The following is a 24,526-nucleotide window of genomic DNA, read 5'->3' on the forward strand; positions in this document are numbered from 1 at the left end:
AATTTCGTTGAAAGAAATAGAATCTTATGAAGCGAGAAGGTATGTTATGAAACGAGCAAGAATCATTTATAATCCTACATCTGGGCGTGAAGTGTTTAAAAAGCATCTACCAGAAGTATTGGCAAAATTAGAGGTAGCAGGCTATGAGACATCATGTCACGCAACAACTTGTGAAGGCGATGCAACCATTGCTGCAAAAAATGCAGTAGAACGTGGCTTTGATATAATCATTGCAGTTGGTGGAGATGGCACATTAAATGAAGTTGTTTCAGGTGTCAGTCTATTTGAGAACCGACCGAAAGTGGGTCTAATTCCGATGGGCACAACAAATGACTTTGCTCGTGCTGTGCAGATTCCTCGAAATATTGAAGCTGCAGTTGACATTATTATTAAAGGTGAATCGTTGCCGGTTGATGTTGGTTTATTAAATGGGGAACGCTATTTCATCAATATTGCCGCTGGTGGGCGTATTACAGAGTTAACGTATGAAGTGCCAAGTAAAATGAAAACAATGCTAGGACAGCTTGCTTATTACTTAAAAGCAGTAGAAATGATTCCATCAATCAAAGCTTCCCACATGCGTATCGAATATGATGGTGAAGTGTTTGATGGAGATGCCATGATGTTTTTATGTGGCTTAACAAATTCAGTAGGTGGCTTTGAAAAGCTTGCACCTGACGCAAGTATTAATGATGGCTACTTTACGCTATTAGTATTGAAAAAAGTAAGCCTGCCTGAATTTATTCAGCTTGCTGCGATGGCTTTAAGGGGCGAGCATTTGAATGATGATCGTGTAATTTATAAAAAGGCAAGTGTCGTCAAAGTATCTACTGAAGATGAAATTCATTTAAACTTGGATGGTGAATATGGTGGGGACGCGCCTGCAACATTTGAAAACTTAAAGCGCCATATTGAAATTTTTGCTCCACTAGCAGATATTCGTGAAGAAGACCGTATATAACGAACATTAAAACAAGGCTCTCTTCAATTTAGGAGAGAGCCTTGTTAGAGCTTGCTCAATTGAATTTCTGGGATATTAATGGTTTAAACACCATATATATGAATATTACATTCCTTTAATTGGTATTGTGAATGAATTAAGAAAAATGTTTGGCAAATGTGCGTATATTACTTGAACAAAATTTGAAACCTTTATAATAGGCCGAAATTCCGGTCCATTATAAAGGTTTTTTTCGTTGCAATAGTGGAAAATGGGGGTAGAGATAAGGGAAAGGAAGTGTTGCCTTTGTATAAGTCACAGGAAAGAAAGCTCATTTGGCTAAGCTTTGGTGTTGGAATTATCATGCTACTTTCCATACTTGGAAGAATATTTGGAGGTTAGGGGGGCAATGAAATGGTGAATGAATCAGCAGTCTTTTGGAGTAGAGCATTAACGGAGCTAACCTTATCGTTCCATATTATTTATGCAACGATTGGTGTGGGTGTCCCATTAATGATTATGATTGCGCAATGGACTGGGTATAAAAAGAACGATGAGCACTATATTTTAATGGCAAGACGTTGGGCACGAGGTTTTGTCATTACAGTTGCAGTCGGAGTTGTAACAGGGACAGCAATTGGCTTACAGTTGTCTTTACTATGGCCGAATTTTATGCAGCTTGCCGGCCAAACAATTGCATTACCACTTTTTATGGAAACGTTTGCATTTTTCTTTGAAGCCATCTTCCTAGGCATCTACTTATATACTTGGGATCGCTTCGATAGTCAGAAAAAGCATATGCTACTATTAATTCCGGTTGCTGTCGGTGCATCAATGTCAGCTGTGTTTATAACAATTGTCAATGCGTTTATGAATGCGCCACAAGGATTTGACATTGTGGACGGCCAGCTTGTGAATATTCAACCTTTTTTAGCCATGTTTAATCCAGCGATGCCGACAAAGGTAGCGCATGTTCTCGTTACAGCCTACATGACGTCCGCATTTGTGTTAGCATCTATTGCAGGATACCGTCTACTTAGAGGTTCTAAGCATGTATACCATAAAAAATCCTTATACCTACTTATGAAGATTGGTCTCATTTTCTCCATTGCATCAGCGATTATTGGAGACTTTTCAGGTAAATATTTAGCAGAATATCAGCCAGAAAAACTAGCTGCAGCTGAGTGGCATTTTGAAACGGGAGATAAAGCTTCTCTTATCCTATTTGGTGTATTAAATGATGAAGAAGTAAAATATGCTATTAAAGTACCTTATGCTTTGAGTGTTTTAGCACATAATAATCCAAATGCAGAGGTAATTGGCTTAGATCAATTTGCTAAAGAAGATCGACCACCGCTGTATATTCATTACCTCTTTGATCTCATGGTGATGATTGGCATGTTCATGGCATTCGTTTCACTGCTTTACGTAACCGGGAAAGCACGTGATTGGCAGTTTATTCATAGACGTTGGTTTAGATGGATTGTTGTTGCAGGTGGACCACTTTCCATTATTGCAATTGAAGCAGGATGGTGGCTTGCCGAAGTGGGACGACAGCCTTGGATCTTATATGGATTAATGCGAACACCAGAAGGGGCCACAACGAGTGACCATGTGGATTTAATGATGCTATTGTTTACCGGCGTATATGCCGTATTAGCAGTAGGCAGTATGGTGGTTTTAATTCGTATGTTCAAAAAGAATCCAATTGAGCGAGAAATAGAAGATCGCCATGCTGATAAAGGCGGTGACATCTTATGACATTAGAGATTTTAGGTATTTCAGTGTTATGGATTTTCCTATTTGGTTATGTCATTGTAGCTTCAATCGATTTTGGTGCAGGCTTTTTTAATGCCTACAGTCTACTCATCGGAAAAAATCACATTTTAACGAATATTATTAAGCGTTATTTATCACCTGTTTGGGAAGTAACCAATGTCTTTTTAGTATTCTTCTTTGTGGGGATTGTTGGATTTTTCCCACAAACAGCTTTCTATTATGGAACGATTTTACTTGTCCCAGTAAGTATTTCACTAGTGCTCCTTGCAATACGAGGCTCCTACTATGCGTTTGAATCATATGGTGCACGTGGGCATATCGGTTACACGTTGACGTATGGTGTAGCAGGCTTACTCATTCCAGCCTCACTCTCTGTTGTATTCGCGATTGCTGCTGGTGGCTATGTTGATATTGTTGATGGGCAACCTGTCCTAAACTATTGGACATTGTATACGAGCCCATTTGCTTGGAGTATTGTCGTGTTGAGCATTGCAGCTGTACTTTATATTTCAGCCGTGTTTTTAACTTGGTATGCTCATAAAGCAAAGGATCGAGAAGCCACAAATTTAATGAGAAGATACGCACTTGCTTGGGCGATACCATTAATGGTGAGTGCGCTCGGCATTATGTACGAAATGAAATTTATCAACCCTGAAAGTTACAATAACATGGTTAATTTATGGTGGATGTTTGCCATTTCAGCCGTGTTATTTATTGTTACTGTAATATTGATATGGATGAGGAAAAATTATGGTCTTGCGGTTAGTTTATTGATTGCCCAATTTGCAGTGGCATTCTTCGCATACGGAATCGCTCAATATCCATATTTACTGTATCCGTATTTAACAATTTACGATAGCTTTACAAGTACACAAATGGCGATTGCACTCGTCATTGCGTTTATTTTAGGACTGTGTCTACTGATTCCATCACTGTTCTTGTTGTTGAAATTATTCCTCTTCAACAAAAAATATGTGACAGGAAAAGAAGACAATCACGCATAGGAGGGATACAACTATGGCAAGTTTTTTGATTTTTTATGCACCATTTATAGTCGTCATCCTAGGTGTAGTCGCAGCTTTCTGGTGGGCACCTAGAGATTACCATACAGTAAGGAAAGAGGAGAAGAGTCGCGAATAGCGGCTCTTTTTTCTAATCGTGTAAAGGCGATCCGTTTGAGGAGAGCTGATCATATTCTTGCCTTACCCGAGCAGTTTGGGGAGAGAGCGGATTACATTTTCGGCATACCCAATCAGTTGGTGGCCAGAGCTGATCTCACTTTCTCAATACATCTGAGCCGTTAATATGAAGCCTTGTTCTTTTTTCATCCGCCACAACATGCTACAATAAAGAGATTGAAATGGAGGATGTACGAATGTCAGCACCCGTGAAAAAAAATGACCGACTAACAGTTTATATAGAAGATTTAACACATGATGGCAATGGCGTCGCAAAGGTCGATGGCTATCCATTATTTATCCAAGGTGCACTTCCTAATGAAACGGCGGAAGTACATGTTGTAAAAACGTTAAAAAATTACGGCTTCGCGAAGGTTGCAGAAATTCTCAAGCCATCGCCAGATCGTGTAGATGCACCTTGTGAATATTTCAAGCAATGTGGCGGCTGCCAATTACAACACCTGTCTTATGAAGGACAGTTAAAATGGAAAGAAAACATGGTGCGTAATGTCATGCAGCGCATTGGTAAAATTGATGCGCCTGTCCTACCTGTGAAGGGTATGGAAGAGCCTTGGCATTACCGTAATAAAGCACAAATACCTTTCTCCTCAAATGAAGCAGGACAAGCAATTGCTGGATTCTACAAAACGAAGTCTCATAGCATTGTGGATATGGAGCGTTGCTTAATTCAGACTGGGGAAGCGGACGCTATTCTTGCAAGTTTGAAAAAGGAACTAGCGGCAATCGGTGTCCGACCATACAACGAGCTATCGCATGAGGGAATGCTGCGCCACGTAGTTATTCGTAAGGCACGAGCAACTGGTGAAGTTATGGTTGTTCTCGTAACTAAAAAGAAGAAATTCCCGCAAAAAGAAGCCGCTGTTGCGACAATCCAGAAGCTTGTCCCGAATGTCACATCCATTATGCAAAACGTTAACAGCGACAAAACGAACGTTATTTTCGGTGATGAAACCGTGAATCTATGGGGCGAGGACGTTATTATTGATACAATTGGCGATGTTCGCTTTGAAATTTCAGCCCGTTCATTTTATCAAGTAAACCCTGAGCAAACGGAAGTCCTATACAAACAAGCATTAGACTACGCTGACTTACAAGGTGATGAACGAGTTATTGATGCTTACTGTGGTATAGGCACAATTTCATTATTCCTTGCACAACAAGCAAAGGCTGTTATGGGTGTTGAAATTGTACCGCAAGCGATTGAAGATGCAAAACGCAATGCAGAATTAAATGGTTTCACTAATACGTATTTTGAGGCAGGTCCAGCAGAGGAAGTTATTCCACGTTGGTATAAGGAAGGCAAAGAAGCGGATGTTTTAGTAGTTGACCCACCACGCAAAGGCTGCGATGAGGCGCTTCTAAAGACGATTTTAGAGCAACGTCCAAAGCGTGTTGTTTATGTGTCTTGTAATCCAGCTACACTAGCACGTGACCTTCGAATTTTGGAGGATGGGGGCTATCAAACACAGGAGATTCAACCTGTAGATATGTTCCCGCATTCGACGCATGTGGAGGTTGTTACGGAACTAACTCTAAAGGAGCGATCATAATGGACGCAGCAAAAAAATGGCTCTCTATCCCGAAAGATATCAGAGAAATGCTCGTAAAAAACGTATTTTGTGGCAATTGTGGTGTAACAGCAATTGTGAAGTACACGATACAAGAGGGAGAATATGCCCCTGTATTGAAGGGGAAATGCAAGACTTGTGGTAGGGATGTTGCTCGGGTGATTGATTAGTAAATGATAGAACTCTGAAAGGATGGAGTGAATATTCCATCCTTTTTGTGTAAGCATGGAAGGGTTTTTAGTTGAATCATATGCTTGAATAGAAGAGGTTACTTTTGATATAGATGAAAATTAAAAATTATACACCTCATAATTGGTATCAGAACATTATAATAGGCAGTTCAAGAACGTGGGTTTGATTCAAAGGGGTTATAATTCGATTACTTTATGATAAATTAACCGTTATCTCGGATTGCTTTTTTATGTTTTTGGAATAAAGTGTCCACTATTTGGGGTTCAGTTCAAAAATCTATACCATTTGCTTTTTGTTTATAAACATACCATTCAGGACCGATTTTCGTTAAAATAAACATTGTCGATTTTCACAAATTATAAATGTATTTGTGTTTGATAATCAGTTCGAGCATGATATAAGTGTAAAAGAAGCGGAACATTTGGCTTTATATTGTTTGACCAAGAGTTTGAAGATGTATCGATAGTGAGAGGATTTGAGTTTGACATGATAGATAATTTTTGGCGTGACTTACCACGACCATTTTTTGTACTTGCACCAATGGAAGATGTGACAGATGTTGTTTTTCGTCACGTAGTAAGTGAAGCTGGTCGACCGGACGTATTTTTCACAGAGTTTACAAACTCGGATAGCTATTGTCATCCAGAGGGCATGAAAAGTGTGCGTGGCCGTTTGATTTTTACAGAAGATGAACAGCCGATGGTGGCACATATTTGGGGGGATAATCCTGAATATTTCCGTCAAATGAGTATTGGTCTGGCAGAGCTAGGATTTAAAGGCATCGATATTAATATGGGCTGCCCTGTCCCGAATGTGGCATCGAGAGGGAAAGGTAGCGGCCTTATTCTACGTCCAGACGTTGCAGCTGAGCTTATTCAAGCAGCAAAAGCGGGCGGACTGCCTGTTAGCGTGAAAACACGACTTGGCTATAATGATGTAAATGAGTGGGTAGAGTGGCTAACGCATATTTTACAACAGGATATTGCGAACCTTTCTATTCATTTACGTACAAGAAAGGAAATGAGCCAAGTAGATGCGCATTGGGAGCTAATTCCGGAAATTAAAAAATTACGTGACCGTATCGCACCAAATACGTTACTAACAATCAATGGAGACATTCCTGACCGCCAAACGGGGCTACAGCTTGCTGAACAATATGGCATTGATGGTGTTATGATCGGGCGAGGTATTTTTAAAAATCCTTTTGCTTTTGAAAAAGAGCCAAAAGAGCATAGCAGTAAAGAATACCTTGATCTTTTAAGACTGCAGCTTGATCTTCAAGATCAATATGCGGAAGCACTACCACGTTCCATCACAGGGCTTCATCGCTTTTTCAAAATTTATGTCAAAGGATTCCGTGGAGCGGGTGAATTAAGAAATCAATTGATGAACACGAAATCAACAGATGAAGTGCGTGCATTACTTGATAACTTTGGAAAAGAATGGGACGGGGACAATTAAATCAGAATGTATTGGCGGAAATAGCAAAGAGGGGCAAAGAACTCCTCTTTTTTGTTGCCTAATTCAGTTTTGTAAAGTACCTTATCTCTTCTTTATCCGTATAAAAGCTAACAGATGCGTATAGAGATAAGGCTGATTTATTTGTAGTTAATACCATGAGATTAGCTTTTTGTAGCTGATGAGACTTTGTTATAACTAACAAAAAACTACTAACGAACATAAATGGTTTCCCATCATAGGGGCTATCTATTTGTAAAGCATCAAGTACTAGATGATGTTTCAATTGACATATCGAGAATTATCGATATAATTTGGTTTATGGATCCAATTGAAGTGTTTAAGGCGTTATCCAACGAGTCGAGGTTACAAATTTTACAATGGTTCAAAGAGCCTGAAAAATATTTTGCGCCCCATGAAGGGATTGATATGAGAAAAATCGGGGTTTGTGTTTGTCAAGTCCAAGAGAGGCTGAATATGACACAGTCAACAGCTTCCCAGTATTTGTCCATCCTCCAACGAGCAGGTCTGATCAAAATGGAGCGGATAGGAAAATTTACGTATTACAAAAGAGATGAAGACAAAATACAAGAGATTGCAGATTTTTTCAAATGTGAACTATAATTTAGACTGAATACCTGAAACGTATTCAGTTTTTATTTCTAAATCACATCTACATATTGCGATATGTTTAATTGTGCTTTGTATTTTTCTCTAAAATCGGCTAGGGAGTTGAGATTTCATTTATGAACTATAATCTAGGCTGGATTCCTGTAACAGATTCAATTTTATCCTATAACACATCAATATATGTGTATTACGAAAGGAGTTAGTGAAAATGAAGATTGGAATTATTGGTGCGGGTCGCATGGCTCAGGCCGTAGGAAGGTTGGCCGCAAAGGCTGGTCATCAAGTCATGATGAGCAATTCAAGAGGACCAGAGAGCATCCTTGATCTGGGCGAGGCGATTGGTTGCAGCGTCGGTAGCATCGATGAAGCCGCAGCGTTCGGCGAAGTGGTCTTCGCTGCCATCCCTCTTCAGGCTTATCACGCCATCCCGGTGGAGCCTCTCTTTGGTAAGGTTGTGCTCAACCCGCAAAATTATTTCCCACACTTTGGGCGCATTTCGGAGCTGGAGAGAGGAATAATGACGACAGCCGAGCTATTAGCACAACACTTACCACAGTCGCGTATAGTCAAAGTGCTGAACTCGATCTTAGTGGAGGAGGTGGTGCCCGATGCACGACCTGCCGGTGCTCCGGATCGCCGCGCCCTTCCAATCGCGGGTGACGACAAAGACGCTAAGGAGATAGTAATTAGGCTCTTGGATCAGATAGGTTATGACGTGGTCGATGCTGGGCCACTCGCAGAGGGCTGGCGTTTCGAGCGACGGAAGCCTGTCTATTGTGTACCGTTAAACAAAAGTATGCTGGAACAAATGCTGTCTACTACTACTCGTGCTACGTTAATGCCCGAAGGACATTGGCATTATCATCGCGGAATTCGTGGCTAGTTAAGCGACGCGTTTCACTTGCTGTTGAACGCCTCAAGCTCAAATGCATGCATGGTCGCACGTATCTGTGTGCAGATCAATCTACCCGTAAAGGTCACTTGCAAGCGGTCCATGGCTACGGGAAAGAACCTTATACGTCAGCGACTGAATGCTCAAACAGCAATTTCAGTTTTATTTTTTAGTTATCAAATCGATATATTGGGATATGTAATTTTATCGAAATTTTTATAACATCAAATTTTTTTAATGCGAAATTGAAGAAGAGGAGCAAATCTTTATGACAGGTACATGGAAAATTTACTTATTGGCACTCGTCAGTTTTTTAGTCGGCACATCCGAGTATGTTATTTCGGGTATCTTAGATCAAATCTCGGATACATTGGGCATCTCCGTTACTTCGGCCGGGCAACTTGTTACGATTTTTTCTTTAGTATATGCAATCTGCACACCTGTGCTGATGGCGTTGACGGCAAAAGTTGAAAGGCAAAAATTGTTGGTTTCAGCAATGGGTATCTTCGTTTTAGCCAATGGTTTATCTTTTGTCCTGCCTGGATATGAGCTTTTTGTTTTAGCTCGTGTAATCATGGCTCTAGGCGCGGGAATGGTTGTTGTAACCGCCCTAGATATTGCAGCCAAAATTGCTGCCCCAGGTAAACAAGCAAGCGCCATTGCCACCGTAGTTATGGGATTTACAGCTTCCTTAATTATTGGTGTTCCTCTTGGACGAATTTTAGCAGTCGAATTCGGATGGAAGTCTGTATTTGGTTTCCTGGCACTAGCAGGATTACTTGCGATGTTTATTCTCTACACGGCAATACCTAAAGTAAAAGGGGATGAACCCGTTCCCTTGTCCAAGCAGCTTGCCTTCTTGAAAAATAGAAAAGTAACGCTAGGGCTCGCTATTACCTTTTTTTGGCTGGGTGGATACTCGGTAGCCTATACTTATATTTTACCTTATCTACTTAATGTCGCTGGTTTAAATGAGGAGCTGTTGAGAGTAGCTTTATTGGCGTTCGGAATCGCTAGCTTAGTCGGATCGAAATTTGGCGGATTTAGCACGGATAAATGGGGCGTTTTTCCGACATTGACGGGAGGGTTGTTCCTGCATGTAGTAGCTCTTATCTTCCTGTCCATTGCAGTTTCCTTCACTGATTCGTGGTTACTTATTTTAGGCTTACTGATTTTATGGTCATTTGCAGCTTGGTCAACTGGTCCGACGCAGCAATTTAATCTAGTTCAGATTGAACCGAACTTTTCGGGCATTATGTTAAGTCTTAACCAATCAATGATGCAATTGTCAATGGCGGCTGGAGCCGGTATAGGAGGCATCATTGTCAATCAAGTGTCTGTATCATCGATTACTTGGTTCGGCATGATTGGCGTCATCCTTGCGATTATTATAGCGTTTATATTGAAGTCGAGGATGAGCGAAGAAAAGCAAGGGGCACAAGTTAAATCATTATGAAATAGCAAGAAATGAATGATTCTCAATAGTATTTTCCATGAAGAATATATTCGATAGATTATGAAATGGAGATAATTACTTCAAAGGAGAGCTTGAGCTTTTGTATTCTTACTATCAGAAGGTCTTATCAGTTAAACCTTTTAAAAGGGGAATTACTTTTGGAGGTAAAACATCTTGTATGTTATCATTTTACATACTAATGAAGCAGTAACTTGGCTTAAGTTGAAATAAAAAACAATTATCCGAGAGTCTTAAAGGATTCTCGGATTTTTTAAAGATTTCTAACTTTATAAAAGTGATTTCATTTTCAGCAAACGTTGAAGTCGCATCCCTCGATACAGTTTTTAAAAGAATATTGTTTGTTGGACGCTTACGAAGAATTAACAACACAATAAAGATTTATATCCTTTCAAATTGTATGACTCCCACCACAAAATTCAACGAAAGCAAAAATAGTAGGGAAAACAATGATAAAAGTTGTACTTTATCCCTCTCTCAGCATATCTAACTACTAAAATTCAAGTTTTCTCGATCCTCGGTATTATTTTTTGTCTATTCTAAATAATTGTTCTTATGGATATTGACTTTTTATTTATGATTTATTAGCATATTTACAAATGGAAACTGATTAATGGGTATATTGACACATATCTAACTAATAGTGGAATATTACAAAAAAATAATAACAAAATGAATCGTAATGAATCGGTACTATTTAACTTCTTTCAGCAAATGTCGGTAAGAGGAAGTAGAAATACCAAAACCAGGTTATTAAAAGAACAGACTAATTGAGAGGGGGTAAGTAATGCAATGCCACAAGAAAAAGAAGTACATATTGTCAGTACTTATGAGGATATTGAACTCATATGGCTTTATCCACTGATTCATTTAGATAAACAAAACGATAATGGTATTTTTAAAAAATAAGTTACTATTTAGCAAGCTAGAAATAATTATTAAAAATTTTAGAGTTAAGAATAGGTGGTCATTTTATGTCTAAAAAAATTATGTTTGCTACAGCTAAATTAAAAGGAGAAAAAGAACGCAATATTTATTGTAAAGATCTAGATAGGGAAGATTATGATTCTAAATACAAAAACCATTTAACATGTATTAATGGGTGTAAAGCTAAAATAAAATTCACACAAAGAAAAAATAATATTAAATTTTTCAGTACTTGGAATAAAGAGGGGAAACTTCATGATAAAGGTTGCCCATATTACGTAGAATATAAAGGAAGTAAGGGAAGGGAAAAATTAAATGCATATTATAAAAATATCGAATTAGATGATGAAACGATATTTAATCGGCTGAAGAATCAATATTATAAAATAAATAAAAGCTATGAAGGTAACGAGTTACCTTCACCTCAACAAGGAAGTAGAAAAGTTGAACAAAGAGGTGAAAATAATGTAGATACATTTATAGATTTAGATGAAGGAGAAAAAAATTACAATAGCTCTAACATAAGACATAAAGATGCCAATTTTGTAACTCAAGATGATTTAGGTTCACGTCTATCTGTATATGGAAAACTACATAGTGTCGAAAATGGTGTAAATAAAGATGGAACAAGGTATGCTTATTTAAATTTTAAAACAGAAAATACTTCTGTAAATATATTGTTTTCAGAAGCATTTTATTCAAATGAATATGCAAATGGGATAAATGAGTTTGAAAGGTTTATTGAGAATATTAAAGAACTTGTTAAAAATAAAGAAAAAGATGTAATAGCAATAGCTTATGGAGAAATAACAAAGAAGAAAAAAAGGAATACAGGGGTAAATGTATCTGTTACCAACCCTAAAAGAATATTGATAAATAATATGAGTTATAAAAAAATTTTAACATTATCTTAGCGGTTACAATAAATTATATTTAGTAAACTTCTTCAAAATATCGAAGTTCAGAATTATAAAGTATGTAGTACCATTCCTATGCCACAGGAAGTGTCGCGATTGTTGGCTTTTTCTCTAATGGCATTTTCGCATTAATTAGTAGCTTCTATTCCGGTGCAAATTCTAAGTACGGCTACCAATACGATTTTTAACTTCGGTAGAGCAATTGGAGGATTTTCGCCGATCTTTGTAGGTTATATTCTTCAAAGTTATGATATGAAGGTCGTTATGATTTACTTAGCAGCCTTATATTGCATTTCCTTTACCGTAATGTTGACTCTAAAAAAAGGGACAAGCGAGGCTTTACAACCAGTTAATATTAAATAAAAAACATAAAGAACGAATTCCAATTAAAAAAGGGATTCGTTCTTTTTGAAATTTATTATTATAATAAACCTTTTGAACGTTTTTCAGCCATTTCTACGAGGCGTTTTGTAATTTCTCCTCCGACTGAACCGTTTGCACGAGAAGAGGCTTCTGGCCCTAATTGTACATTAAATTCTTGTGCGATTTCATATTTCAATTGATCAACAGCTTCATGTACACCAGGAACTAGAAGCTTATTTGAACTACGATTAGCCATTTTTCTCACCTCCTTGTGATTAGAATGGTCGAGAGTTGGCTAATCATACATGTAAAAAAGTAAAATGCGCATTCTAAATACTATAGTAAAGTAACTTTTGGAAAGCTAGCTAAAATTGTGAATGTCTCTGCTATAATAAAGTAATGCTTCAATCTTGAAGATACGATTGTTAGAAGCGCTTTACAGTTAAAATGGAGGTTTTTTAAATGACGAACAATGATATTTTAATTCGTTTAAGATATGCATTAGATATCAAAAATAAAGATATGGTTGAAATTTTTAAGCTAGGAGGCATGGACTTTACGAAGGAAGAAGTATTGAACATGCTTATTAAAGTTAATGATGAGGAAGAAGCACCAGAAGAATACATCAAATGTAATAATAAAATGGTAGAGGCTTTTTTAAATGGATTTATTACATTTAAACGAGGTCCGCAAAAGTCTAAGTCTGGTCAGCCAGAAGGACCACCACCTGTTTCAGGAAAAGAAAGCCCTAATAATATGCTATTAAAGAAAGTGAAGATAGCGTTAGCCTTAACGAGTGAAGAGATGCTTGATATTTTATATGATGGTGGCGTTAACGTTTCGAAAGGTGAATTAGGTGCCATTTTAAGAAATCCAAGTCATCGTAACTATAAAGAATGTGGCGATCGCTTTGTGAGGAATTTTTTAAGAGGGCTAACATATAAATATAGAGAATAAAACGGCTCGATACTAAACATATTCTTGATTAAAAAGAGGCGTGAAGCCTGAAGCGCTGTATTAACGTTAGTCAAGTGGGGATTTTAGTAAATAGCCAATAAATTAATCATAAACAAAGTAGCTGCAATTTTGTAGCTGCTTTGTTTATGATGGTTTTTACGTAAATATCTATAATGAGGTTAAAATTTTCTGTAAAAAGCACATTTTTCTTAGTTGAATGTAGTTGACAATTTGTGACGGAATTGTGTACACTGAGATTGACATAAAGTTGTCACAAAGATGGAAAATAAATGTTCACGAACAGAGGGGTGCTTTTATGTTTAGTTTAAAAATTTTATTAGTTGCTATCGCATGTGTTACTATCCCACTTGTTGTTGCTGCAATTATGATAGACATTTTTTATGCAGAAAAGAAACAAGTTCGTTTTTCATTACGCCGTACATCGATGTGGTATGTGAGTATGTTTGCTGTATCATTTATACCGGCAGTTTTAGTCATGACACTAAACGGATAAGTATTTTTAATAGGAATAATCATTTAGGGGTAATTGATTATTTTAAATTATAGTAGCAGCTACAATATTACGTTGTAGCTGCTTTTAACTTTTTTCAGCAGAAGTCAGCCACGTCCTGTGACGCAATTATGTCGAGGCATAATTGATTTGCTCTGAAGAGAATTGTGGATGCACCGAGAAAATTATGTAATATTATTCATTTCATACTTATAGTAAAATAGTGAAAATGTGTGTATTTTTAACTAGTGACATTGACTACTTTTACCCATTGTGTTAATTTGAGGAGGAAAAAGATAGGCAAATTTGCCGAAAGGCAGAGACGCAAAGCTACGGGTCTAAGGTATTAAATACTATGATGGCTGAGCTGCGAAGGAGTACTAGTTAAGTACATCTATTGCTAGTTATATTCTTTGATGCCTATTTCATTTGAAATAGGTTATTTTTTTGTCAAAAACATAATAAAAGGGGGAAATAATAATCATGAAGTTGTTAAAAAATGTTTCATTAAAAAACAAGCTTTTACTAACGGTTTCTATAATTGTTTTACTTTTAATTGCTATTATTACTACGCAAAGTATTAGAGAATTAAACAATCGAATGTCTGTTGATTTAGAACAAGAGTTGAAAAGTGTTGGTTTATTGACAGCTATGAATCTTGATAGTGATGATATTAAAGATTTATTGTCTGAAAAGGGAGAAACGAATGCTGACTTTAAGAAAATTCAAAAGCAACTCGATAAGATTCAAGAAGAACAAGGAATTATGAGTTGGAGCTATATTTGGGATGTGAAGGATGCAGATGGCGTTACCCCAATAGGCTATACCTCTAATTTGAACGAAGTATATGAAGCGGGTGAAATCTTTACTGATTTAGCAGATGAACATGTAAAAACAGCTAAATTGGCCATTAAAAATAATAGCACTGAGGTAACTGATATTTTCCAAGATCCTTATGGTTCATGGCGAACTGTATTTAGCCCTATTAAAGATGACAATGGCAAGCTCATTGCATTATTAGGTATTGATTATTCTGCGGATTATATAAATACCATCATTAAAACAAGTGTCATAAAACAAATTGTTCTAGCTGTGATCGGAATTTTAATTTTATTAGTTTTACTTTACATAATTATTGATCGTCTATTAAAACCGCTTAAGAAAGTAGTAAATGCTGCAAATCAAGTAGCAAATGGGGAATTAGTAAATGTAGATTTAGAAATAACGAAGGACGAAATCGGAAATTTATCTGAATCGATTAATACGATGGTTTCGAATCTACAACATATCATTTTAAATATTAGAAGTACATCTGATAACGTTTCTTCTTCTGCTAATCAGCTAACTGTGAATGCAGCAGAGACATATAACAGCGCAACAAATATTGCTCAAGACATGGGACAAATCACGCAAAACGCTGAGGTCTCAATGGTTATGACTGAGGAAACAGCTGCTGCTATGGAGGAAACAGCGACAGGCATCCAGCAAATTGCTGATTCGGCTAATACAGCTGCTGAATCATCTATTTCCTCTTCTCAAGCTTCAGAACGTGGAAATCATGTTGTTCTCCAAGTCATTGCACAAATGGAGTTGATCAATGATTCTGTTGAACAAATAGGGACAACAATAAATGGTTTACATATCAATACGAAAAAAATTAGCGATATTGTAAGTCTTATTACAGCAATAGCAGATCAAACAAACCTACTAGCATTGAATGCGGCAATCGAAGCTGCTAGGGCAGGAGAGCATGGGAAAGGCTTCGCGGTTGTCGCTGACGAGGTTAGACGATTAGCGGAGCAATCATCACAATCTGCAACGGAAATATACAATTTAATTAGTACAATTCAAGCTGATTCAAACGCTTCTATTACTGTTATGGAAAAAGGAAAAGAAGATGTAAAGGCAGGTATGGCATTTACAAATGAAGTAGGGGAAATCTTTAAAGAAATTCTCACGTCATCAGAAGAAGTTGCAAGTCAGATTCGCGAAATTTCGGCTGCGTCTCAACAAATTTCCGCTTCTTCGGAGGAAGTCGCAGCTTCTGTCAATAATATTAAGCATTCTGCGGAGCAGTCATCTGAATTCTCGTCGAATGTGTCAAACGCAACGCAAGAGCAATTGACGACCATGCAAGAGGTGAAAGAGGCATCTTCTTCATTAGGAAAAACAGCAGAAGAATTGCAGGTACTTGTAACAAAATTCAAATTGGAGAATGATCAATAATGGAAATTAATTTTAAAGGGAAAAATGTACTAATTACAGGTTCCAGTAAAGGAATCGGCAAAGCCATTGCTTTAGGCTTTGCTGAGCTAGGAGCCAATGTATGTATCAATTATATTGGTGATGATCACGAGGCAGAAGAGGTTCGTACACAAGCGGAAAAGTTTGGTGTACAGGCTATGAAATTTAATGCAGATGTATCGGATTCTCAGCAAGTTCAAGCTATGTATCAATCTATGGACAAACAGTTAGGCGCTATTGATATTCTTGTCAATAACGCTGGATTTGCACAGGCTTCAAGCATAACGGATTTAACAGATGAGCAATGGGATAAAATGATTAAAGTTCATTTATACGGTTGCTTCTACAATTGCCGAGAAGCAGCAAAAAGAATGAAAGAACGAAACAAAGGAAAAATTATTAATATTTCTTCTGATATTGGTAGTTTAGGTTGTGAGGAATTTACGCATTATTCTGCTGCAAAGGGTGGTATCAATGCATTTACGAAGGCTTTGGCACGAGAGTTAGCGCCTACGATACTAGTCAACGCAGTAGCTCCTAGTGGAACTTTTACAGACATCCTAAAGGAATTTGGCGAAAATTATGTAGAGGAAGAGTCTGCTAAATACCCGTTAAAACGATTAGCTCAACCAGAAGAAATCGCAAAGACTGTGTTGTTTTTAGCTTCAGAAAATGCGAATTTCTATACGGGACAAATATTAACACCTAATGGTGGAGTCGTTATGAACGGATAATGTGGGAAACTAAGGAGCACTACTATGTTAAATATAATCATCTTTAGCTTATACTTAATTTTTATTTATTACATTGGATATAAAGGATATAAACGAGTAAATACTGCGGAGGATTTAATTGTTGCTGGTTGGAGTATGCCTTTATCTGTTGTAACAGGAAGTCTAGTGGCGGCCTTATTAGCGGCCCCATTCTTCTTTGCAGCAGTTGGCTCAGGTTACACAAGTGGCGGCTTTGAAGGTTCAGCAACAATGGGCGGTTTAGGGACTTGTATGATTCTTGGAGCACTCATTTGGACGAAGCCTTTACGTAGATTAAAAGGCTGGACATTAGCAGACTACTATGGATTAAGATATGGCAGTAAAAAGCTAGGTGCTTATACAGGTGTCGTAATGGCGATTGCCTTCGGTGTCTTTAATGCAGCGGCGTTAACAGTTGGAGGCACGTATATCATTCAGCAGCTGTTGCAAATTGATTTCGTTCCAGCGGCAATACTCTTTGTATCATTAACAGCCCTATATTCTGTTATTGGTGGCTTATGGGCTGTAGCCTATACGGAAATTGTTCAGGGGGCACTTGCAGTAGCGGGTATAGTAGGGATTACAATTTTTATCTTATTCTATTACCCTGATGTAACATTTAACCCGGAATGGTGGAATATTAGTGAACTCTTCAATAAGGCTGGAGCAGAATTTTGGACACTGTATCTTGTGTTAGCACTTGGTGATATTCCAGCGGTGGATTTAGGACAAAGGGTAGCAGCGGCAAAAAGTCCAAAAGTAGCACAGCGCAGTATGATTATAGCTGGGACAATTATTATCGCGATCAGCTGGATTCCTGGTATGTTAGGAGAAGCGTTCAAAACGATTTATCCTAATAGTACAAATCCAGAGACGTTAATGCTTGCCTTTGCTCAAGGATATTTCCCTCCATTATTAGCAGCCATCTTTTTAACAGCAATGGCAGCGATGGGAATGTCTACTGTAGCCGCGTGTTATGTTGCGACTTCAGGAATTATCACAAAAAACATTTATTTAGACTTTATTAATCGTAACCCAGATCCTAAAAAACTATTAAGATTTTCAAGACTTATTATTATTTTAAGCGCTTTGCTAGGCTTAGTTTTAGCGGTCAGCTTCCAGAAAGTAATTGATTTAGCATATTTGGCATGGGATATTGTCTTCGTGACGATTTTCTGGCCAATCGTTTTAGGACCGTTTTGGAAGCGAGTAAGTACACCTGCCGTGTGGACAAGTATATCTGTCGGGCTAGTCTATTACATTATTACATCTTTAACTTATGTACCGAGTCTTCATATCCAATCAGAAGGATTTTTAGGTTTATTAAATGAACTGTGGCAGGCACCAGTTTTCTCAGGAGTTGTGATCACAGGTATAACAATTGTTATCGTTAGTTTGCTTATTCCACCTTCGCAACATGTTCTTGAGATGCATAAGATTGAAAAAGATAAGACTTTAGATGATGTTGGTGGTAAAGAGGAATTAATGGATCATTCAAATTGATGATTATTTATAAATGAAAATTCGGGAACATGAGGGCATTGATTTTTAATGCCCTTGTGTTTTTTTTTTTTTTTTTTTTGCATAAAAAACACTTAAAAATGGCAATTTTAGCTTGTTTTAGCAAAAAAATAAAGTACTTTGGTAATAGAGACATTTTACCAGGATAATGTTGTAAAATTTATTATTACCAAAATATAAAAGTAAGTATTCGCATAGAAAATAAAGGAGTTCAACAATGAGAAGTAGCTTAAAAATTAAAATGTTAATGGTATTTTCTATTTTACTTGTAATATGATTCGTGATATTGCTTCACAAACGAATCTACTTGCATTAAATGCTGCGATCGAAGCGGCTAGAGCGGGTGACTCTGGAAAGGGCTTTGCCGTAGTTGCTGAAGAAGTAAGGAAGCTTGCGGAGCAATCAGAAAAATCGGCGAATAGCATATCAAACTTGATTTCTAAAATAAATGAGGATACAAGCTTAACGGTGCAAACGATGAATGTAGTCACTGAAAATGTAGAAGACGGTTTACAAGCTGTTGAAGATGCCGGAAAATCATTCGAAAGTATTCTTCAATCTATTCAGGGCGTAGTATCTCATACAAAACAAGTTTCTGTAACCTCAGAAGAAATGTCTGCATTTTCTGAGGAGATTACAGCAGGAGTTATGGAAACAACAATGCTTGCGAATAAGGCTGCAAAGGCAACAGAAAGTGTTGTAGAGCGTACGATGGAACAAGAAAGCTACAATCAAGATATCCTCCATTCTATTTTAAAACTGAACAAAATGGCAGAAGATCTTGAAAAATCCGTTTCAAAGTTTGATGTAGATGTTAGAAATGCAGATAGTTCCCATAGAAATTAAGAATGAAAAGATTATCGTTAGAATAGAATTTCTATTAACATGGATGAAATAATCCTATTGATTATCTTTTTAAGGGTGGGAACTAGATGAAAACCTTTTTTCTTTTATTTCTGGGGATGATCTATGTATTACTAGCAAATTCAGTTGAAACGGCTATATTTAGTAAGATCTATTGGTTAATTGGTTTAGGGCTAGTAATAGCAGGAATTATTCGGTATGTAAAAGAACGATATATCTATATCAATGAATTAAATGAAATGAAAGAGGCGAGTGAGGAGGAGCTTATGGCTATCCCTCATACACAGTGCATCATCTCAAATGATTGTTTAAGTGCTTTATTACTAAATGAACCTACAAATACACTTTTCCTCGTAAGTAGAGAAGATTTAGATGAAAATTTGATAAAAAAAGAAATTCCATTCAATAAAATATATGAAGTAGCTATAGTAGAGGACGACATGTATATTGCTAGGACGAGCAATAACTTCATAAGTGGTTCATTACTTGGTGAAGATTTGGATATAGAAGAAGAGGAATTAGATGAAGAGGACCCTGAGTATAACACTGTGTCTCAATTGACGTTGCAAATTGTTGCTGATCACTTATCGGACCCTATTCTAGAATATGTTTTTATGGATAACAGTGAGCCTCTATCAAGAGAAGAGGATGAGTATCAAGAAGCGCTGGATTTATGTGAGGAGTGGTTTCAGAAGATCAGTGTGATTATTAAACGTTATGAGCTGGAAAGGGTACCAATTAGGCATTAGTATTAAGGGGAAAAAAGCTATCTCGAGCGTAATGTCGAGATAGCTTTTTTAGGTAGAATTGCCTCGAAATGATCGGGTGAGCCACAAAAGTGCTTAGGTATCACCTCGAACCTTAAATTTTAAATTGCTGTAATTGGCTATTTAGCTCTTCAGCCATACCAGCGAGATGATTTGCACCCCTTGAAATTTCCTCCATAGTAGCAGCTGTTTCCTCTACAGTTGCTGTTGTTTGTTCTACACCAGCTGCAGACTCTTGAGAAATAGAAGCCATTTCATCGATGGAGACATTGATGGATTCGGAATTTTGAGCAACTTTATTTAAATTGCCTGAAATGGTATTTATGTTAAGAATCATGTCCTCAACGGCTTCCGAAATTTGTTCAAATGTTTCATTTGTTTGATCTAGTTGTACAGTTCCTCTTTTTACTTCCTCATAGCCAGATTGTAGAGCGGTTGTTACATTACCAGTTTCACCTTGTATACGGTTGACGATTGTAGAAATATCAGTGACAGAGAACTGTACTTGTTCTGCAAGCTTTCGAACTTCATCGGCTACAACTGCAAAACCTTTACCGTGCTCACCTGCCCGAGCTGCTTCGATGGCTGCGTTTAAGGCCAGTAAATTTGTTTGATTTGAAATATCGTCTATGACTGAAACAAGTTTGGAAATTTCAGCAGACTGTGCATTTAAGCCTTCCACTTTTTTTACGGAATCTAAAACAATTTCATTAATGGTTGCCATTTGTTGTGTTGATTGTACCATTAAGCCTTTACCTGTAGTGGTTAGTTCTTGTACATGATTTGAATGCGCTTTTAATTCAATGCCTTCCTGTGTTGTTTCATGAATACTTTGTTGGAAAGAAGTCATTGTTTCGGCTAAATCACCTGCTGTAGATGCTTGTGTTTCAGTGCCAGAGGCTAGCTCTTGCATAGTTACGGTAATTTGCTCTGTCCCTGATTGTACTTCATTAGAAGATTGGGCCAGCTCTTCGCTACTAGCTGCTACTGTTTCGGAAACAGCATGAATTGAGCTTATTGTTTGCTTTAATTTTTCATTCATATCATTTGCGGAAAGCATTAATTGACCAATCTCATCTCGATGAGTTATTGGAAGTAGTTCGTGTTGCAGATTGCCATCCGCTAATTCGCTCATGCGCTTCGAGACAATTGTAATAGGTTTAGAAATATTGCTAGCAGTAACAATAGCGATTAGGATACCTGCGATTGTCAATACAATGCTAACAATTAGTCCAACTGTTTTATTGCTTAAACTTGTTGATACTACGTCATCTCCTACCTTAGTAATGGCATCTGAGCGTTTATCGGCCAATTCTTCATAACCAACACGAACATCAATTACAAGATTATTCATAGCTGTTAAATTTTTTAATGCTAATTCTCTATCACCTTTTTTATAAACATCGAATACTTCGGTATTTACGCGATTGCTCCATGTACGTGCCATTTCAACTAGTTCCGCACGCTCAGACGTATTTTCGTATTTCTCCACAATACCATTACTTTCCTCAGCAATTTGACGATATTCATTAAAAGTTTCTATGTATTTTTCATCACCTGATACAACATAACTTAAAGCTGCAGAGAGACGAACACTCATAGACATTGCTAAATTTTTACTTGCAGTTAAGACTTGTAAATCTTCTTTCACTAAACCTTCTGCTTGTTTTTCCATCTTATTATTAGAAATGTACGTATAGGTTGTAAAACAAACAACTAATACTATCAAAAGAAGAAATGCACTTAAAATTCGGGCTTTAAGTGTTTTAAACTGAAATATTCCCTTCATCTTTTCCCATCCTTTTATTGTTCATTTTCAATGTAGAACTGTATAAAAATCGAAATCATAATTGTTATAGTACAAATATATTTTATAACTAATTAGATATATACATAAGCCCTTTTAATGGAAAAATTTAAAAATGGTTTTTTAGTACAATAACAAATCCTGGGTTATGAATGATAGGTAGTTAAATGTATATGTCTAAATAGAAATTCTAATTTTTTTTTAATACTTTTATGTATTTATACCTAACCTAATGAAAAAAGCACTTGTTGTAAATTTTCTCTATAAAATTTGTCTAATAAGTTACATAAAAAATTTCTTAAAACGTGGCCATTCTCATATACAGACATCGAGGTGAACATTCGGAACTCCGTAAATTGCCAACCAATCCGAGTTGGCAGCTTCCATAAAGTTTTTCCCTGTATTATCCATATTTTAGATTGGATGGTATAATATATTTAGAGTTCAACTGTTTTAAAACAAGATAATTATAGGAGGAAGATGGTATGAACAAATGGTTCAAAATAATGGGCTTCGTGCTATTTGTGAGTTTTATTTGCAATACTTCAGCACATGCGGCTTCTTCAACTTCTCTTTTTGTCAACGGTCAAGCTGACTATGACTTTATTACGGTTGAAGGACGAACAATGGTTAAATTAAGGTCTCTGAGCGACCCGTCATGGCCTGTGCTCGCTTATGATCCTAAGACCGGTGTCGTCACGATTCAAAATAAAGATAAGAGTAAGAAAGTGCAGCTTGTGGCGGGAAGAAAAACAGCAACAGTTAATGGGAAGGCGATAAAATTAGACGCTGCAGTGGTAAACAAAAACGGTAGCACTTATGTGCCGATTCGTTTCATTAGCGAGACACTTGGCGGTTATGTCTATTACAATAACAAAGATAAACGGGTTATTGTCCGTACACCTGCGGGTCAGGAAGAATACGAGACACTGATGCACGGGGATCTCACGAAGGCGCGTCATATTGCGCTCGGACTAGAAAAACTCACAGAGGAAGCGCCACCTCTTCATGCTGGAGAAGGGTATAATTACTTCTATTACACGTTTCCAGAAGGAGAAGCATTGCGTTTCACGCTGGATCTCGCCGGCTATAGCGATGCTTATTATGAAGTGAATAATGAAGGTCTGGCAGTCATTAAATGGCAGAAGGATGATGTGGCTGAACGAGAGTGGGGAGCGAAGCCAACCTTTAAAAGCTATGTTTATTTCTTGGACGAGTATATGCGTGGCTTATTCACTTATGGAATTGTAGACGCTCAGGGTAAAGATACGGAGCTGGGAAAATTCCCTCAGGAAAATAGCAACAAGCTAGTTCTAAAAATTGAAGGGGAGAAACGGACAGATCAGAGGTAGAAAGCTTGTGGTAGATTAGCGATTGAGCTCGGCTAAAAAAACATAGAAGTTTTAGAAATTACCGGATATATGTAGCAAAAAAGAAGGATGGATAAAAATTATCTATCCTTCTTTTTTGTGTGCAACATTTAATTACTGTTTTGCTTTGCTTTTTTTGCTTGTCGTTCCCATTGCAATAAAGAAGGATATGGATCAAATGCCCATTCTGTACGTCCATTGAACTTATATATACCGTAGTGAAGATGAGGCGGGAATTTTCCGGACGTCCCTTCTTTACCGTAGCCAGAGCTACCAACATAACCGAGAACAGTTCCAGGTTCGACAAGGTCCCCTACTTTAATCTTTTTATTATAACTACCAAGATGGGCATAATAATGATATGAATTATGATTATCTCGAATTCCTATGCGCCAACCACCAAATTGGTTCCAGCCCTTTATTTCCACTACTCCATAAGAGGTAGAAACCACTGGAGTACTATAGCTAGCGAAAATATCTGTTCCTTCATGAATACGGCGTCCACCCCAGCCCCTATTGGCACCCCATGTACTCCGATAGCTGTAATCGTAATTAGTAGGGATTGGGAATGTATGGGCATCGAGCTCAGTTGTTTTGAAATGACTATACATTTTGGAAATGGTGAAGATTTGATTTACGGCCTGTTCACTTCCGTAATATTCCCATAAAGCTAATTTAAAGTCCTCATCAGTTGTTCCAAATTTACTTAAAAAAGTAGCCATGGAGAATATGATATCGACATCATCCTTAGGACTAGCAACTCCATCACCATTGCCATCTAGCCCCATTCCGCCAAAGTAACTAATTGTGTCTGGGCGAGTATCATCTCTTACAGGATTTAAAGCACCTGACCAATATTCATCAGAAAATTGAATGGCAATGATACCATCCCGTTTCGGAATATCTTTACGAACTGATTGCAAATTGCGTTCATATTGGTCAATGGCTGCTAAGAAATGCCACGGAATGAGTAATTCGTCAAATTGTACGTAATAGGCCATACGTTGCTGTACAATTTCTTCTTGGGTGGGTTCTTCTTTTGCTAAAGCAACAGAGGGGAGAGTAAAGCTCCATAAAAACATCCATGATAAAAGGAATATAAAATGGCGATTCAATAATGGACCTCCTTTCTAACGTTAGAATAACCGAATTTTTTATCTTCATTCAGCACTTTTTGTGGGAAAACGAAGCGGTAGAAATGAGCAATTTGTGAAAAAAATGGGCTCGTAGCGTAGGGTTGATTTCCGTTCCGACTGGGCGCTTTGTCGCTGACGCTTCGCTTTCGCGCAGATAAAACATTTGTTGCTGTCGCTTCGCTTTCGCACAGAGCAAAGCTTCCTGGGGGCGTCCGATGAGCCGCTTCGCTTCGCTGCAGGGTCTCGGGCCAACAGATG

General features: G+C 37.5%; 22 protein-coding genes, 2 pseudogenes and 1 riboswitch. Of the genes and pseudogenes, 20 read left to right on the plus strand and 4 right to left on the minus strand.

The features are described 5' to 3' along the window. Window positions 1–46: 46 nt before the first annotated feature. The 12 genes and pseudogenes from ACFXN8_RS15885 to ACFXN8_RS15940 all read left to right on the plus strand — a co-directional run. A complete protein-coding gene (locus ACFXN8_RS15885) occupies window positions 47–961 on the plus strand; it encodes a diacylglycerol kinase (RefSeq protein WP_386846423.1) in 915 nt (304 codons plus the stop codon). Between the two features lie 393 nt (window positions 962–1,354). After that, the gene (locus ACFXN8_RS15890; protein ID WP_386846425.1) at window positions 1,355–2,701 is read left to right on the plus strand and encodes a cytochrome ubiquinol oxidase subunit I; all 1,347 of its coding nucleotides are present in this window, start codon (window positions 1,355–1,357) and stop codon (window positions 2,699–2,701) included. Then, window positions 2,698–3,723: a cytochrome d ubiquinol oxidase subunit II gene (locus ACFXN8_RS15895; RefSeq protein ID WP_376078508.1), complete on the plus strand. Its 1,026-nt coding sequence runs from the start codon at window positions 2,698–2,700 to the stop codon at window positions 3,721–3,723. The genes ACFXN8_RS15890 and ACFXN8_RS15895 overlap by 4 nt, the downstream gene beginning before the upstream one ends. 13 nt (window positions 3,724–3,736) lie before the next feature. Then, the gene (gene cydS, locus ACFXN8_RS15900; RefSeq protein ID WP_376078510.1) at window positions 3,737–3,859 is read left to right on the plus strand and encodes a cytochrome bd oxidase small subunit CydS family protein; all 123 of its coding nucleotides are present in this window, start codon (window positions 3,737–3,739) and stop codon (window positions 3,857–3,859) included. A 235-nt stretch (window positions 3,860–4,094) separates the two neighbouring features. Next, window positions 4,095–5,468, plus strand: a complete 1,374-nt coding sequence (rlmD, locus tag ACFXN8_RS15905; protein ID WP_386846428.1) for a 23S rRNA (uracil(1939)-C(5))-methyltransferase RlmD — start codon at window positions 4,095–4,097, stop codon at window positions 5,466–5,468. Continuing rightward, window positions 5,468–5,656 carry a hypothetical protein gene (locus ACFXN8_RS15910; protein ID WP_323655684.1) on the plus strand — a complete coding sequence of 63 codons (189 nt, stop codon included), beginning with the start codon at window positions 5,468–5,470 and terminating at the stop codon, window positions 5,654–5,656. The genes rlmD and ACFXN8_RS15910 overlap by 1 nt, the downstream gene beginning before the upstream one ends. A 508-nt stretch (window positions 5,657–6,164) precedes the next feature. Then, window positions 6,165–7,139 (plus strand): tRNA dihydrouridine synthase, encoded by a 975-nt coding sequence (locus ACFXN8_RS15915; protein WP_386846430.1) that lies wholly within the window; start codon window positions 6,165–6,167, stop codon window positions 7,137–7,139. Between the two features lie 318 nt (window positions 7,140–7,457). Further along, window positions 7,458–7,760: an ArsR/SmtB family transcription factor gene (locus ACFXN8_RS15920; RefSeq protein ID WP_386846432.1), complete on the plus strand. Its 303-nt coding sequence runs from the start codon at window positions 7,458–7,460 to the stop codon at window positions 7,758–7,760. A gap of 208 nt (window positions 7,761–7,968) precedes the next feature. Further along, on the plus strand, window positions 7,969–8,649 hold the full coding sequence (locus ACFXN8_RS15925) for an NADPH-dependent F420 reductase (protein WP_386846434.1): 681 nt from the start codon (window positions 7,969–7,971) through the stop codon (window positions 8,647–8,649). A 277-nt stretch (window positions 8,650–8,926) separates the two neighbouring features. Beyond that, entirely contained in the window at window positions 8,927–10,114 is a 1,188-nt protein-coding gene (locus ACFXN8_RS15930) for an MFS transporter (protein WP_386846436.1), read from the plus strand. Window positions 10,115–11,106: 992 nt separating this feature from the next. Continuing rightward, window positions 11,107–11,973, plus strand: coding sequence for a hypothetical protein (locus ACFXN8_RS15935; protein ID WP_386846438.1), 867 nt, complete (start codon window positions 11,107–11,109; stop codon window positions 11,971–11,973). 71 nt (window positions 11,974–12,044) lie between these two features. Beyond that, window positions 12,045–12,339: pseudogene (locus ACFXN8_RS15940) on the plus strand (MFS transporter); the annotation flags it as partial. A 58-nt stretch (window positions 12,340–12,397) separates the two neighbouring features. Here ACFXN8_RS15940 and ACFXN8_RS15945 read toward each other — a convergent pair. Next, complete coding sequence (locus ACFXN8_RS15945) at window positions 12,398–12,595, minus strand: alpha/beta-type small acid-soluble spore protein (protein ID WP_049668804.1); 198 nt, start codon at window positions 12,593–12,595, stop codon at window positions 12,398–12,400. Between the two features lie 206 nt (window positions 12,596–12,801). Here ACFXN8_RS15945 and ACFXN8_RS15950 point away from each other — a divergent pair, with 206 nt between their 5' ends. From ACFXN8_RS15950 to ACFXN8_RS15980, 7 genes and pseudogenes are all read left to right on the plus strand, one after another. Beyond that, window positions 12,802–13,296 (plus strand): YehS family protein, encoded by a 495-nt coding sequence (locus ACFXN8_RS15950; RefSeq protein WP_376078524.1) that lies wholly within the window; start codon window positions 12,802–12,804, stop codon window positions 13,294–13,296. Window positions 13,297–13,612: 316 nt separating this feature from the next. Beyond that, window positions 13,613–13,810, plus strand: a complete 198-nt coding sequence (locus ACFXN8_RS15955) for a hypothetical protein (RefSeq protein ID WP_323650864.1) — start codon at window positions 13,613–13,615, stop codon at window positions 13,808–13,810. Window positions 13,811–14,096: 286 nt separating this feature from the next. Then, window positions 14,097–14,182, plus strand: a riboswitch (cyclic di-GMP riboswitch). 108 nt (window positions 14,183–14,290) lie between these two features. Further along, window positions 14,291–16,033 carry a methyl-accepting chemotaxis protein gene (locus ACFXN8_RS15960; RefSeq protein ID WP_386846441.1) on the plus strand — a complete coding sequence of 581 codons (1,743 nt, stop codon included), beginning with the start codon at window positions 14,291–14,293 and terminating at the stop codon, window positions 16,031–16,033. After that, entirely contained in the window at window positions 16,033–16,785 is a 753-nt protein-coding gene (locus ACFXN8_RS15965; protein ID WP_386846443.1) for an SDR family NAD(P)-dependent oxidoreductase, read from the plus strand. The genes ACFXN8_RS15960 and ACFXN8_RS15965 overlap by 1 nt, the downstream gene beginning before the upstream one ends. A 24-nt stretch (window positions 16,786–16,809) precedes the next feature. Next, window positions 16,810–18,306 (plus strand): sodium:solute symporter family protein, encoded by a 1,497-nt coding sequence (locus ACFXN8_RS15970; RefSeq protein WP_376078530.1) that lies wholly within the window; start codon window positions 16,810–16,812, stop codon window positions 18,304–18,306. Between the two features lie 288 nt (window positions 18,307–18,594). Further along, window positions 18,595–19,170, plus strand: a pseudogene (locus ACFXN8_RS15975) (methyl-accepting chemotaxis protein); the annotation flags it as partial. 86 nt (window positions 19,171–19,256) lie between these two features. Then, the gene (locus tag ACFXN8_RS15980) at window positions 19,257–19,937 is read left to right on the plus strand and encodes a hypothetical protein (RefSeq protein ID WP_386846446.1); all 681 of its coding nucleotides are present in this window, start codon (window positions 19,257–19,259) and stop codon (window positions 19,935–19,937) included. A 112-nt stretch (window positions 19,938–20,049) separates the two neighbouring features. Here ACFXN8_RS15980 and ACFXN8_RS15985 read toward each other — a convergent pair whose 3' ends face one another. Then, window positions 20,050–21,744 (minus strand): methyl-accepting chemotaxis protein, encoded by a 1,695-nt coding sequence (locus ACFXN8_RS15985; RefSeq protein WP_386846448.1) that lies wholly within the window; start codon window positions 21,742–21,744, stop codon window positions 20,050–20,052. Between the two features lie 503 nt (window positions 21,745–22,247). On the opposite strand from ACFXN8_RS15985, the gene ACFXN8_RS15990 reads away from it, so the two are divergent. Further along, a complete protein-coding gene (locus ACFXN8_RS15990; RefSeq protein ID WP_386846450.1) occupies window positions 22,248–23,114 on the plus strand; it encodes a copper amine oxidase N-terminal domain-containing protein in 867 nt (288 codons plus the stop codon). A gap of 128 nt (window positions 23,115–23,242) precedes the next feature. Here the strand turns inward: ACFXN8_RS15990 and ACFXN8_RS15995 are convergent, their stop codons facing one another. Then, window positions 23,243–24,247 carry a M23 family metallopeptidase gene (locus ACFXN8_RS15995; RefSeq protein WP_376078540.1) on the minus strand — a complete coding sequence of 335 codons (1,005 nt, stop codon included), beginning with the start codon at window positions 24,245–24,247 and terminating at the stop codon, window positions 23,243–23,245. Beyond that, a partial coding sequence (locus ACFXN8_RS16000; protein WP_386846452.1) for a hypothetical protein occupies window positions 24,244–24,526 on the minus strand: 283 nt, incomplete at its 5' end. The genes ACFXN8_RS15995 and ACFXN8_RS16000, both read right to left, overlap by 4 nt.

Source organism: Lysinibacillus sp. NPDC059133 (assembly GCF_042755925.1).
Lineage (GTDB): Bacteria > Bacillota > Bacilli > Bacillales_A > Planococcaceae > Lysinibacillus.